Annotated in this window: 12 protein-coding genes; 11 read left to right on the forward strand and 1 reads right to left on the reverse strand. The window is 61.9% G+C overall.

The features are described 5' to 3' along the window. The first annotated feature begins 126 nt into the window (after window positions 1-126). From ccmI to KX729_RS07520, 11 genes are all read left to right on the forward strand, one after another. Window positions 127-1,257 carry a c-type cytochrome biogenesis protein CcmI gene (gene ccmI, locus KX729_RS07470; RefSeq protein WP_219741777.1) on the forward strand — a complete coding sequence of 377 codons (1,131 nt, stop codon included), beginning with the start codon at window positions 127-129 and terminating at the stop codon, window positions 1,255-1,257. Next, window positions 1,254-1,712, forward strand: coding sequence for a cytochrome c maturation protein CcmE (gene ccmE, locus KX729_RS07475; protein WP_219741778.1), 459 nt, complete (start codon window positions 1,254-1,256; stop codon window positions 1,710-1,712). The genes ccmI and ccmE overlap by 4 nt, the downstream gene beginning before the upstream one ends. Further along, entirely contained in the window at window positions 1,709-3,703 is a 1,995-nt protein-coding gene (locus tag KX729_RS07480; protein WP_219741779.1) for a heme lyase CcmF/NrfE family subunit, read from the forward strand. Before ccmE ends, KX729_RS07480 begins: the two co-directional genes overlap by 4 nt. 143 nt (window positions 3,704-3,846) lie before the next feature. Next, entirely contained in the window at window positions 3,847-4,338 is a 492-nt protein-coding gene (locus KX729_RS07485) for a cytochrome c-type biogenesis protein (protein ID WP_376775936.1), read from the forward strand. Window positions 4,339-4,364: 26 nt separating this feature from the next. Continuing rightward, complete coding sequence (locus KX729_RS07490) at window positions 4,365-4,796, forward strand: hypothetical protein (RefSeq protein WP_219741780.1); 432 nt, start codon at window positions 4,365-4,367, stop codon at window positions 4,794-4,796. Between the two features lie 128 nt (window positions 4,797-4,924). Further along, a complete protein-coding gene (locus KX729_RS07495) occupies window positions 4,925-6,502 on the forward strand; it encodes a Do family serine endopeptidase (RefSeq protein WP_219741781.1) in 1,578 nt (525 codons plus the stop codon). A 261-nt stretch (window positions 6,503-6,763) separates the two neighbouring features. Continuing rightward, a complete protein-coding gene (locus tag KX729_RS07500; RefSeq protein WP_376775937.1) occupies window positions 6,764-7,522 on the forward strand; it encodes a response regulator transcription factor in 759 nt (252 codons plus the stop codon). Between the two features lie 23 nt (window positions 7,523-7,545). Then, the gene (locus tag KX729_RS07505; protein ID WP_219741782.1) at window positions 7,546-8,949 is read left to right on the forward strand and encodes a sensor histidine kinase; all 1,404 of its coding nucleotides are present in this window, start codon (window positions 7,546-7,548) and stop codon (window positions 8,947-8,949) included. A 3-nt stretch (window positions 8,950-8,952) separates the two neighbouring features. Next, window positions 8,953-9,300, forward strand: a complete 348-nt coding sequence (locus KX729_RS07510; RefSeq protein ID WP_219741783.1) for a nucleotidyltransferase family protein — start codon at window positions 8,953-8,955, stop codon at window positions 9,298-9,300. After that, a complete protein-coding gene (locus tag KX729_RS07515) occupies window positions 9,300-9,647 on the forward strand; it encodes a HepT-like ribonuclease domain-containing protein (protein WP_219741784.1) in 348 nt (115 codons plus the stop codon). The genes KX729_RS07510 and KX729_RS07515 overlap by 1 nt, the downstream gene beginning before the upstream one ends. Before the next feature lie 18 nt (window positions 9,648-9,665). Beyond that, window positions 9,666-12,617 carry a bifunctional [glutamine synthetase] adenylyltransferase/[glutamine synthetase]-adenylyl-L-tyrosine phosphorylase gene (locus tag KX729_RS07520; protein WP_219741785.1) on the forward strand — a complete coding sequence of 984 codons (2,952 nt, stop codon included), beginning with the start codon at window positions 9,666-9,668 and terminating at the stop codon, window positions 12,615-12,617. A 28-nt stretch (window positions 12,618-12,645) separates the two neighbouring features. Here KX729_RS07520 and KX729_RS07525 read toward each other — a convergent pair whose 3' ends face one another. Then, window positions 12,646-12,999 (reverse strand): hypothetical protein, encoded by a 354-nt coding sequence (locus tag KX729_RS07525; RefSeq protein WP_219741786.1) that lies wholly within the window; start codon window positions 12,997-12,999, stop codon window positions 12,646-12,648. Between the last annotated feature and the right edge of the window lie 69 nt (window positions 13,000-13,068).

Below are 13,068 nucleotides of genomic sequence, written 5' to 3' on the forward strand. Positions count from 1 at the left end.
CCCATACCCCTCCCATGATTTGAACGCTGAACCGGCTTGCGGCCAAACGCCTCAAATTCGCGTCAACGGCCGCCCGGAGGCCACAACGCGGTTGGAAAGCGGCGGCCGTTCCGGTAATGGGCCATTATGATTTTATGGATCGTCCTCGCAGCTCTGACGGCAGCCGTTGCGGCAGTCCTCATCATGCCATTCGCCCGCGGCTCCAAAGTCGCGCTCGCCGACCGTGCCGGTGAGGTCGAAGTCTATCGCGACCAGCTCTCCGAACTCGACCGTGACAAGGCGCAAGGCCTGATCAATGCCGAGGAAGCCGAATATGCGCGCGCCGAGATCGGTCGCCGGCTTCTGGCCGTGGCGGGCGAAGGCGAAAAACAGGCCGCAGCTCCCGCCAAGAAATATGCGATCGCCACCGCGGTCGTGACGCTGGTGCCGCCGGCCGTCGGGCTCTGTCTTTACGTGATGCTCGGCAATCCGGGCATCCCCGACCAGCCGCTCGAGGCGCGTCTCGCCAATCCCGGCAACAACATCGCGCTGCTCGTCGCAAAGGCCGAGCGGCATCTCGCCCAGAATCCGAATGACGGCGCCGGCTGGGATCTGCTCGCGCCGATCTATTTCCGCTCCATGCGGCTCGGCGATGCCGAAATGGCCTATCGCAATGCGATCCGTCTGCTGGGGCCGACCCCCGTACGCCTTGCCGGCCTTGGCGAAACGCTGGTGGCGGAAAGCGACGGCATCGTCACCGAAGATGCACGCGGGGCTTTCCAGGAGGCCGTCAAGCTCGATCCGGACAATCCGCGTTCGCGCTTTTATGTCGGCCTTGGTTACGAACAGTCCGGCCGTGCGGCGGAAGCCCTCGCGGAATTCGAGACGATCGCCAAGGCCTCCACGCCCGACGCGCCGTGGATGGAACTGGTCAACCAGCATATCGCCAAGAACGGCGGTACTGTTGCCGCGTCACCGCCCGCCGCCAATGCCCCCGGCAATCCGAACCAGGCGGATATCGCCGCGGCTCAAGGCATGTCGCAGGGTGATCGCCAGGCGATGATCCGCGGCATGGTCGACAGCCTTGCGACGAAACTCAAGGAAGACCCGAACAATCTCGAAGGCTGGCTGCGGCTGGTGCGCTCCTATGCCGTGCTTGGCGACAAGCAGAAGGCAACGGATGCGTTGAAGGACGGCCTGAAACAATTCCCGTCTTCCGGCGAACTTGTGGCGCTGGCAAACGAGATCGGCCTGGCCGTGGAAGGAGTGCAGCAATGACCCGCAAACAGAAACGGCTTGCGGTGATCGCCGGCGGCATGAGCTTCATCCTCGTCGCCGTGCTGCTCGTGATGTTTGCCTTCAGCCAGTCGGTCGCGTATTTCTTCATGCCGGGCGATCTCGCCAAGGCCGATATCAAGCCCGGCACCCGCATCCGCCTGGGCGGTCTGGTGGCGGAGGGTTCTGTCAAGCGCGGCCAGGGCTCGACGGTGAGCTTCACGGTGACCGATGGCAAGAGCACCGTGCCGGTCAGCTATACCGGCATCCTGCCCGACCTGTTTCGAGAAGGGCAGGGCGTCGTGACCGAAGGCGCTTTCGACGCGGGCCACAGTTTCGTGGCCGACAGCGTGCTTGCCAAGCATGACGAGAACTACATGCCGAAGGAAGTCGCCGACCGCCTGAAGAAGGAAGGTGTCTGGGAAGACGGCAAAAACAATACGGGAGCGACGAAATGATCGTCGAAATCGGCCACTACGCGCTCGTCCTGACGCTTGCGACCGCGCTCATCGTCTCGATCTTGCCGGTGATCGGCGCGCGCCGCCGCGACATGGCGCTGATGGCACTGGCGCCGACCGGCTCGATCACCATTTTCGCGCTGGTGGCGATCTCTTTCGCCTCGCTCACCTGGGCCTATGTCGTCTCGGATTTCTCGGTCGCCAATGTCTGGGAAAATTCCCATTCGCTGATGCCGCTGATCTACAAATATTCCGGTGTCTGGGGCAATCACGAGGGATCGATGATGCTCTGGCTGCTGATCCTCACCCTCTTCAGCGCGCTGGTCGCCGTCTTCGGTCGCAATCTGCCGGACAGTCTGCGGGCCAACGTTTTGGCAGTCCAGGCATGGATCACCGTCGCCTTCCTGCTCTTCATTCTGTTCACCTCCAATCCGTTCCTGCGCCTCGATCCGGCGCCGGCGGAAGGCCAGGATTTGAACCCGGTCCTGCAGGATTTCGGCCTGGCGATCCATCCGCCGCTTCTCTATCTCGGTTATGTCGGTTTCTCCGTCTGCTTCTCGTTTGCCGTCGCCGCATTGATGGAAGGCCGCATCGACGCCGCCTGGGCGCGCTGGGTGCGGCCCTGGACGCTCGCCGCCTGGACCTTCCTCACCGCCGGCATCGCCATGGGCTCCTACTGGGCCTATTACGAACTTGGCTGGGGCGGCTGGTGGTTCTGGGATCCGGTCGAAAACGCTTCCTTCATGCCCTGGCTCGCCGGCACCGCGCTGCTGCATTCCGCGCTCGTCATGGAAAAGCGCGAGGCCTTGAAGATCTGGACCGTGCTTCTGGCAATCATGACCTTTTCGCTGTCGCTGCTCGGTACTTTCCTTGTCCGCTCCGGCGTTTTGACCTCGGTTCATTCCTTTGCCACCGACCCGACCCGCGGGATCTTCATCCTCACCATCCTAGCAATCTTCATCGGCGGCGCTTTCGCGCTCTTCGCCTGGCGTGCGCCGATGCTGAAAGCGGGCGGCATTTTCGCGCCGATCTCGCGCGAAGGCGCGCTGGTGCTGAACAATCTCATCCTGACGGTCGCCACCGCCACGGTGCTGACGGGCACACTCTACCCGCTGGTGCTGGAAACCCTGACCGGCGAGAAGATCTCCGTCGGCGCGCCCTTCTTCAACATGACCTTCGGCCTGCTGATGTTGCCGCTGCTGATTGCTGTGCCCTTCGGCCCGATGCTCGCCTGGAAGCGCGGCGACCTGCTCGGCGCATTCCAGCGTCTCTGGGTCTTCGCGGCGCTCGCGCTGTTTGCCGGTCTCGCTTTCTTCTACATCCAGCACGGCGGCCCGGTCATGGCGATCTTCGGGCTCATCCTCGGCTTCTGGGGCATGATCGGCGCCTTTGCAGACCTCTGGTATCGCGGCAATTTCGCCAAGGTCGGATTTTCCGTCGGCCTGAAACGCATCGCCGGCCTGCCACGCTCCGTCTTCGGCACGGCCATCGCCCATTTTGGCCTCGGCGTGACGGTCCTCGGCATCTTTGCCGCGACGACCTTCGGCACCGAGACGGTGGTCGAGATGAAACAGGGCCAGACAGTCAATGCCGGTGGTTATACGCTGGTCTATGACGGACTGCGGGACGCGGTCGGCCCGAACTATACCGAACAGCGCGGCCACTTCACGGCCCGTGTCGGCGGTGTGGCCGTTGCCGATGTCTGGTCCTCGAAGCGGCTTTATACGGCCCGCCGCATGCCGACCACCGAGGCCGGTATTCTGACATTCGGCCTAAGCCAGCTTTATGTTTCGCTGGGCGACGCCATCGAAGGCCAGAGCGGCGGCATGGTCGTGCGCATCTGGTGGAAGCCGTTCATTCTCTGCATCTGGGGCGGTTGCCTGGTGATGATGCTCGGCGGGTTTGTGTCGCTGTCGGACCGGCGGTTGCGGGTGGGAGCACCGAGCCGCAAGGCGAAGGTGGTGCGGCCTGTGCTGGAGGCGGCGGAGTGAGGAAAGCGTCTTCGTTGCGGCTACCCCCCTCTGCCCTGCCGGGCATCTCCCCCTCAAGGGGGGAGATCGACTCGTTGCGACGTCCAGCCAATGATCGACGTAGAGATCGGAGCGATGTAGGTGCGTCTTGCCAATCTCCCCCCTTGAGGGGGAGATGCCCGGCAGGGCAGAGGAGGGGGGTATTCTGGCTCATCCTCACCCTGTTTCTTGCCTTCCTCAATCCCCTCCCGGCCTTTGCCGTCAATCCCGACGAAGTCCTCTCCAACCCCGCCCTCGAACAGCGCGCCCGCAATCTCTCCACGCAACTGCGCTGCATGGTCTGCCAGAACCAATCCATCGATGACTCAAACGCCGAACTCGCCCGCGATCTGCGCGTCCTCGTTCGCGAGCGCCTGACGGATGGTGATACCGACGATCAGGTGATCGACTACGTCGTCTCGCGCTACGGCGAATTCGTGCTCCTGAAGCCGCGCCTCAGCACAAAGACGATCATCCTCTGGGCAACGCCCATAATTCTACTCCTGATCGGCGCCGCCGCCATCCTGGTGTTCATCCGCACCCGTCCGAGCCAACGCGTGGTTGCCGCGCTGACGGCCGACGAGCAGGCTCGGCTCGATAAGCTTCTGAAGAAATAGCGACGGTAGGCGTAGACACGAACAGGATGTACGCGGCTTTTCACGACAAGATCGAGGACATCCTCGCCTATCTGAAAGAGGCAAATCCTCTTTTACGGGTGCAACCTGTCGATGGCGGCAGTTATCAGCGTATTTCTCAAAGCGACGTCGCAGAATATTTCAAAGCGACTTCCAGCTATTGGGGAGCTTATCCGGAAACCTTCATCGTCGCCGACGGCGAGTCCATTTCTTGGGCGCTCGACCTGGAGGCTACCTTCACTGCCGCCAATGCATTGAAGCCGAAAGGCTTTTTTATGTTGTTGGGCTATAACGACGGAGGCGTCTTCTCCGTAGCGCCTGAGCCGATGCCATTTCAGTTCTCTGCGGTTCTTCTTTCGGATTACCGGATGGATCTGCCGTCGCCGGGCTCTTTCCTCACGTTGCTTTCCGAGGTCTGGCACGCGCGAGGCGCGAATTGACCGCAACATTACGAAGAATTCATTCGCTCGCCACGTGCAGTTAACCTGAAGCCGCCTATATCTTCGTCATCCACCGCCCGCTGGACCTCCATCCGGCATGAATGAAGAAAGAAAAAGGTAGCTCCTAGATGCGCAATTTTGGACGTCCCTCCCTGAAGACCGTTTTGAAGACCACGACTGTCGCCGGTCTTGCTGCGGTCATGCTGTCGAGCGGCATCCCGGCTCAAATCGTGCCTTCCTTCGCGGCTCCTGTCACTGTTACCGCACCGCAGGCCCCGAGCTTTGCCGATGTCGTTTCTGCCGTCTCCCCGGCCGTAGTTTCCGTTCGCGTCCAGTCCGACGCCACGCCCGCTTCCGATGAAGGTGGCAGTTCCTTCAATTTCGGTGGTCGCGGTTTCGACCAGCTGCCGGACGATCACCCGCTGAAGCGCTTCTTCCGTGAATTCGGCGGCCAGAACGGCCAGCAAGGTCCGGGCGATCGCAATCAGGACCGCGCCGACCGCAACGGCCCGCGTGGCCGCGATAACCAGAACCGTCCGCATCGCCTGCGCCCGACCGCGCAGGGCTCCGGCTTCTTCATCTCCGAAGACGGTTATGTGGTTACCAACAACCACGTCGTCTCGGACGGCTCCGCCTACACCGTCGTCATGAACGACGGCACCGAGCTTGAAGCCAAGCTGATCGGCAAGGACAGCCGCACCGATCTGGCCGTGCTGAAGGTCGATGCCACCAGCCGCAAGTTCACCTATGTCAGCTTCGCCGACGACTCCAAGGTCCGCGTCGGTGACTGGGTCGTCGCCGTCGGCAACCCGTTCGGCCTTGGCGGCACCGTCACCGCCGGCATCGTTTCGGCCCGCGGCCGCGATATCGGCTCTGGTCCTTACGACGATTACATCCAGGTTGACGCGGCCGTGAACCGCGGTAACTCGGGCGGCCCGACCTTCAACCTCTCGGGCGAAGTCGTCGGTATCAACACCGCGATCTTCTCGCCGTCCGGCGGTAACGTCGGCATTGCCTTCGCGATCCCGGCCTCCACCGCCAAGGACGTCGTCGCCGGCCTGATGAAGGACGGCAAGGTTGCCCGCGGCTGGCTCGGTGTACAGATCCAGCCGGTCAACCAGGACATCGCCGACTCGCTCGGCCTCAAGGAACCGAACGGCGCGCTAGTCGTCGCGCCGCAGGAAGGCTCTCCGGGCCAGAAGGCCGGCATCAAGGAAGGCGACGTGATCACGGCCGTCAACGGCCAGTCGATCAAGGATGCCCGCGACCTGTCGCGCCGCATTGCCAACTTTGGCCCCAATGCCAAGGTCGATGTCGCGCTGTGGCGTGATGGCAAGTCCCAGAACGTCACCGTGACGCTCGGCAACCTGCCGAATGACGATACGGCCAAGGTCGAACCGCAGGAGCCGGAAGCACCGGCACCGTCAAGTGACAAGGCACTTGCCAGCCTCGGCATTGCGGTCGCGCCAGCCGGTGACGGCTCCGGCTTGTCGGTGACTGACGTCGATCCCGATTCGGAAGCCGCAGCCCGTGGCCTGAAGACCGGTGAGAAGATCATCTCAGTCAACAACCGCAAGGTCGCCAGCGCCGCTGAGATCGGCAAGGTGATCGAGCAGGCCCGCAAGGATGGCCGCACCCGCGCGCTGTTCCAGGTCGAAGGCAACGGCACGAGCCGGTTCGTCGCTCTGCCGATCAACGAAGGGTGAGGCACGAAGGCATTAGCCGGCAAAACGCTCCAGTGGAGCGTTTTGAGCGCCGAACGGTGAAGTCCCGGTTCGCCCTAGGGGCGAATTGAAAGCTCCAGTGGAGCTTTCAAAGGGAATGAACGCCCGAAGGGCCGGGAGCCAAAGCGAAGGGCCGGGCGATCTGGACGCCTTGAAATGAAGACTTCCGCCAATCGATTGGCGGAAACTGAATGGGGCGCCGCCGGATACGGTTGGCGCCCTTTCCTTTGAAGGATCACGATGATGGAAACGAGTGTCCACTATTCTGCCGCAACCGCCAATTCCGATAGTGCAAAAAATGCGGCGGACGCTATTGTTCCGCACATGAAGATTCTGGTGATCGAAGACGATCTTGAGGCGGCGGCCTACATGACCAAGGCCTTTCGCGAGGCGGGTATCGTGGTGGACCACGCAAGCGATGGCGAAAGCGGCCTCTTCATGGGGACCGAAAACGCCTATGACGTGATGGTCATCGACCGCATGCTGCCGCGCCGCGACGGTCTTTCCGTCATCAGCGAGCTGCGCAAGCGCGGCGTCAATGCGCCGGTCCTCATCCTCTCGGCGCTTGGCCAGGTCGATGACCGCGTCACCGGCCTGCGCGCCGGCGGCGACGATTATCTGCCGAAACCCTATGCCTTTTCCGAACTGCTCGCCCGTGTCGAAGTGCTCGGCCGCCGCAAGGGCGCGCCGGAACAGGACATGATCTACCGCGTCGGCGATCTGGAACTCGACCGGCTTTCCCACGAGGTGAAGCGCGCCGGCAAGGACGTACTGCTGCAGCCGCGCGAATTCCGCCTGCTCGAATATCTGATGAAGAATGCCGGCCAGGTGGTGACCCGCACCATGCTGCTCGAAAACGTCTGGGATTATCATTTCGATCCCCAGACCAACGTCATCGACGTCCACGTTTCTCGCCTGCGCTCGAAGATCGAAAAGGATTTCGACAAGCCGCTTCTGAAGACCATTCGCGGCGCCGGCTACATGATCAAGGACGAGGGGTAACGTTGCTCGCCCGTGCCCGATTGATGTTCCGTTCGACAGCCGTCCGGCTGTCGGCGCTTTATATTCTTCTGTTTGCGCTCTGTGCCGCCTTCCTCGTCTTCTACGTCACTGCCATGTCGGAACGGCTGCTTGCACAGCAGACGCGGCAATCGTTGCAGGAAGAGGTGTCGGATATCCAGCGCGCCTATGAGCGCGGCGGGATCAATCTGCTGTTGCGAATGATGGAACGCCGCGCCCGCCAGCCGGGCGCGAACCTGTATGTCATCGCCGGACCGAACGGCGAGATGCTGGCCGGCAATGTCGCCTCCGTGCAGCCCGGCGTGCTCGACGACCAGGGCTGGACGGATATTCCCTTCACCTACGAACCCTATGCGGAGGTCGACCGCCCCGGCCGGCATCTGGCGACCGCCAACGTGACCCGCCTCGACAACGGGTTGCGCGTCATGGTTGGCCGGGATCTCGGCGATCCGAGCCGGTTCCGCGGCATCGTGCGTCGGGCGCTGATGGTGGCGCTGACCATCATGGGTGTCGGCGCGCTGGTGATCTGGTTCGGTATCGGCCGCAACGCGCTGAAACGTATCGACCGCATGTCGGCGGCCAGCCAGAAGATCATGGCCGGCGACCTTTCCCAGCGCCTGCCGGTCGGCAAATCCGGCGACGAGTTCGACCGCCTGTCGGACTCGCTCAACGCCATGCTCGGCCGCATCGAGAAGCTCAACGAAGGCCTGCGTCAGGTCTCCGACAATATCGCCCACGACTTGAAGACGCCGCTGACCCGTCTGCGCAACAAGGCGGCCGATGCGCTGGACGAGGACCGCGAAGAGGTCCGCCGTGTTGCGCTGGAAGGCATTATCGGCGAATCCGACCAGCTTATCCGCACCTTCAACGCGCTGTTGATGATCTCGCGTGTCGAGGCGGGGTCGATCGCCGCAGAGATGTCCGAGGTCGATCTTTCGGCGATCTCTGCCGATAGTGCGGAACTTTACGAACCGGCTGCGGAAGAGGCAGGGCTCGCGCTGACCACCGATCTCGAATCCGACCTTGTGGTGAACGGAAACCGCGAACTGATCGGCCAGGCGATCTTCAACCTTCTCGACAACGCCATCAAATATGCCGTCGGCGCTCCGGGGGAAGCCGGCCGCGAGGCCAAGATCGGTGTTCATCTCGTCAAGCGCGACGGCACGTTCCGGCTTTCCGTCTGCGATAACGGCCCCGGCGTTCCCGCCGACAAGCGCGGCGAGGTCACCAAACGTTTCTTCCGCCTTGACGAAAGCCGCTCCAAGCCGGGCACCGGTCTTGGCCTTTCGCTGGTCGAGGCGGTGATGGAATTGCATGGCGGCTCCCTGGAGCTTTCCGCCACGCATGAGGACAATCCGGAAGCGCCGGGATTGACGGTCACCATGGTCTTCCCGGAGCCGAAGCCGTAAGGCGTGTCGGGTCAAGGTCTTGCGCGTCTGGCGAACCTGTTCCAGGATGAAGGTATGAAAAGGGACGTTGCGCTCGCCAGATTGAAGCCTTTCGAGCAACGCTTGCGCAAGCGGGGCATCAGCGCCCTTTATTTGTTCGGATCGACCGCCAGGGATGCGGCAGGGGACACCTCCGATCTCGATCTCCTGTTTGAATACGATCCAGAAGGAACCTTCAGTCTTTTTGATCTGGCTGGGACGATGCTGGAGCTTTCGGACGGTCTCGGCACAAAGGTCGATCTTGTATCGCGACATGGCCTGCGCCCGCGCGTCCGCGCCCGTGTTGAAAGCGAGATGGTTCGGATCTTCTGATGGCGGACCTGCGCGATACGCTTGACGATCTGGCGCTGCTGTTGTCTCGCGCCGAGCGGTCGGTCGAGGGCCGAACGTTCGATGACCTCATGGCCAATGAAGAAGCCTATGACGCTTTGACCTATCGCCTCGCGATGATAGGAGAAACCTGCAAGAAACCGCCCGACGAGCTCAAAGCAAGGCATCCGCATTTGCCTTGGCGGGAGATGGCGGTATTTCGCAACTTCGCCAGCCATGATTACTTCGGCATCGATGCGCATCTGGTGTGGCAGGCCGCCATAAGTCTCGAACCCGTGAAAATCATGATGCTCGAAGAAGTCGCCCGGATCGGCGGCGAGGAGCGATAGAAAGAATCGGGAGGACAGATGTCGGAAATCAAAAACCGGCTCGATACGGTCGCAACGGACGTTATTCGCCCGTTGAACCAGACCGAAACCAAGGCTGCGGCCAGCACGTTGAAAGATATCGCCAAGTCGGAGCCCGCAGTCGCCGAACTGCTGGCTGGCGCGACGCCGCTTCGGGATTTCATCACCGCCGCCTTCACTCTCTCCCCCTATTTGCGCGACACCGCCGCAACTTTCCCCTCGTTGCTGACCATTGCAATTTCCGAGCCGCTCGAGTCCACTCTTGAGAAGCTCACAGAAACCGCTCGCCACGCTTGGCAGCCCAGAGACGGCCGCACGCCGTCCGAGAACGAGGTGATGACTGCGCTTCGGGCCGCCAAGCGCGGTCTGAGCTTTATCGTCGCGCTGGCCGATCTTGCCCGCCTGTTCACCGCCAAGGAAACCACTCGCTGGCTGAGTGTCATGGCGGACGCCTGCGTCGCCGCGACGATCGACCATTTGCTGCTTGCTGGTCACGAGAGCGGCAAGCTGAAGCTCGTCGACGCAGCCGAACCCAGCAAGGCATCCGGCCTCATCGTGCTCGGCATGGGCAAGCTTGGCGGCCGCGAGCTCAACTATTCCTCGGATATCGACATCGTCGTTTTCTTCGATCCGGATGCGGGCATCCTGGCGGATCCGCTCGATGCCTCGGAAATCTACGGGCGGATGATGCGTCGGCTGATCCGCATCCTGCAGGAACGTACGGCGGATGGTTATGTCTTCCGCACCGATCTTCGCCTGCGTCCCGATCCCGGCTCGACGCCGCTTGCCGTGTCGCTCGATGCGGCACTGATCTATTACGAGGGCAGGGGGCAGAACTGGGAGCGCGCCGCCTATATCAAGGCACGTCCGGTCGGTGGCGATATTGCGGCCGGCGAAAACTTCATGAAGCTGCTCACCCCCTTCGTCTTCCGCAAATATCTCGATTACGCAGCGATTGCCGATATCCATTCGATCAAGCGGCAGATCCATGCGCACAAAGGGCATGGCGCCATCAAGGTGAAGGGCCATGACGTTAAACTCGGCCGCGGCGGTATCCGCGAGATCGAGTTCTTCGCCCAGACGCAGCAGCTGATCGCCGGCGGCCGCATGCCACCCTTGCGCACCCGCGAAACCGAAATGACGCTGGCGGCGCTGGCCGAAGCGAAGTGGATCAAGCCGGAGATCGCCGCGGAACTGACAGGCTGCTACTGGTTCCTGCGCGATGTCGAACATCGTATCCAGATGGTGCGCGACGAGCAGACGCATAACCTGCCGGATACGGATGCCGAGCTGAAGCGCATCGCCTTCATGCTGGGTTTTGTCGACACGGCAAGTTTTTCCGCCAAGTTGGAAGAGGTCCTGCGGACGGTCGAAAAGCGTTATGGCCGCTTGTTCGAGCAGGAGACCGGCCTTTCCGGCGGCGAAGGCAATCTCGTCTTCACCGGCCAGCAGGACGACCCCGAAACGCTGAAGACGCTTGCCGCTCTCGGCTTCGAGCGCCCGGCCGATATTTCCCGCGTCATCCGCACCTGGCATTACGGCCGCTACCGCGCCACGCAATCGGTCGAGGCACGCGAACGGCTGACCGAATTGATGCCGGCCCTTCTGAAGGCTTTCGGCGAAAGCCGGCGGGCAGACGAGGCGCTGCTTCGCTTCGACAGTTTCCTCAAAGGCCTGCCCGCCGGCATCCAGCTTTTCTCGCTGATCGGCAACAATCCGCCGCTCCTGGCGCTGATCGTCACCATCATGTCGTCCGCGCCGCGGCTGGCGGATATCATCGCCTCCAAGCCGCATGTCTTCGACGGCATGCTGGACCCCGGCCTGATGTCGGAAGTGCCGACGCGCGACTATCTCTCCTATCGCCTGACGTCATTCCTCAACGGTGCCCGCCATTACGAGGAAAAGCTCGACCGGCTGCGCATCTTCGCCGCCGAACAGCGGTTCCTCATCGGCATCCGCCTGCTCACCGGCGCCATCCCCGGTGTCGAGGCGGCTCGCGCCTTCACCCATCTCGCGGACTTGCTGATCGAGGCCGCCTTGAAGGCGGTGCTCGATGAAGTCCGCTCGGCCCACGGCAATTACCCCGGCGGTCGCGTGGCGGTCATGGGCATGGGCAAACTCGGAAGTTTCGAGCTGACGGCCGGTTCCGACGTCGATCTCATCCTGCTCTACGACTACGACAGTGAGGCGCTGGAAAGCGAAGGCCCAAAGCCGCTCGACTCCATGCGGTATTTCACCCGCATCACCCAGCGGCTGATCGCAGCGCTTTCGGCGCCGATGGCCGAGGGGGTGATCTTCGAAGTGGATTTGCGCCTGCGCCCCTCCGGCAACAAGGGGCCGGTTGCCACGCGGATCAACTCGTTCGCCAAATACCAGCGCGAAGAGGCCTGGACCTGGGAACACATGGCGCTGACGCGTGCCCGGCTGATTTCTGGCGATGAAAGCCTCGTTGACGAGGCGAAGGACGTGATTTGCGAGGTCCTGTCCTCGAAGTTGGACGTCAAAAAGATCACCGCCGATGTCGTCGAAATGCGCGCGCTGATCGAACAGGAAAAGCCGCCGCGCGACATCTGGGATTTCAAGCTCATCCCCGGCGGCCTGATCGATATCGAGTTCATCGCTCAATATCTTCGTCTGATCGCGCCGGCCAAAGGCCTGCCGCCGGATACCTATGGGTTCGGTACGGCGGAAGCGCTGAAGACGCTCGGCGAAAAGCTGATGAAGCCGGGCGATCTCGACACCTGCCTGGAGGCGCTCCGGCTGTTCACAGAACTCTCCCAGATCATCCGCCTCTGCGTCGACGGTCCGTTCGATCCGAAGGACGCCCCGGCGGGATTGCTGGAGCGCGTCTGCCGGGCGGGGAATTGCCCGGATATCCGGACATTGGAGGGGGAGGTGAAGCGGTTGTCGAAGGCGGTGCGGGAAGCGTTCAAACAAACAGCCGAGACGTGAAAACCGCGTTGAAAGCTCGGTTCAATCGCTATTCGTTCTCGAAAGGGTTTAACATGCACTCGCCGGTATGTTCTTCGAGTTTTAGATGGGAGGCGACTATGAGGGCCCTGCTTTCCTTCGTTTTCAGCACCCAGATTTTTTCGTGGTCTTCCAACGCCCGCGCGAGCGCTTTGGTGATTTGCCTCAATTCGCTATCAAATGGCTCGACAAAAGATAGGCTATTTAGAAGCCGCGGAACCGCCAAGTACACCACGGCGTGAAATGTCAGATCGATATTGGTGGTCTCCCCATGAATGCCTGTGTTCGGGCTTCGGATCAGCAGACGTCCATGGGTGACGTGATAAAACCAGATCTGGAAGTTTCGGCTCGAAGGCAACGGCATGACATGTCCTGCATACGGAGACCTGTATAACCACGTTACCTTAAATCATCTGGAGATGATTGTTACGCT

Source organism: Neorhizobium populisoli, assembly GCF_019430945.1.
Classification (GTDB): domain Bacteria; phylum Pseudomonadota; class Alphaproteobacteria; order Rhizobiales; family Rhizobiaceae; genus Neorhizobium; species Neorhizobium populisoli.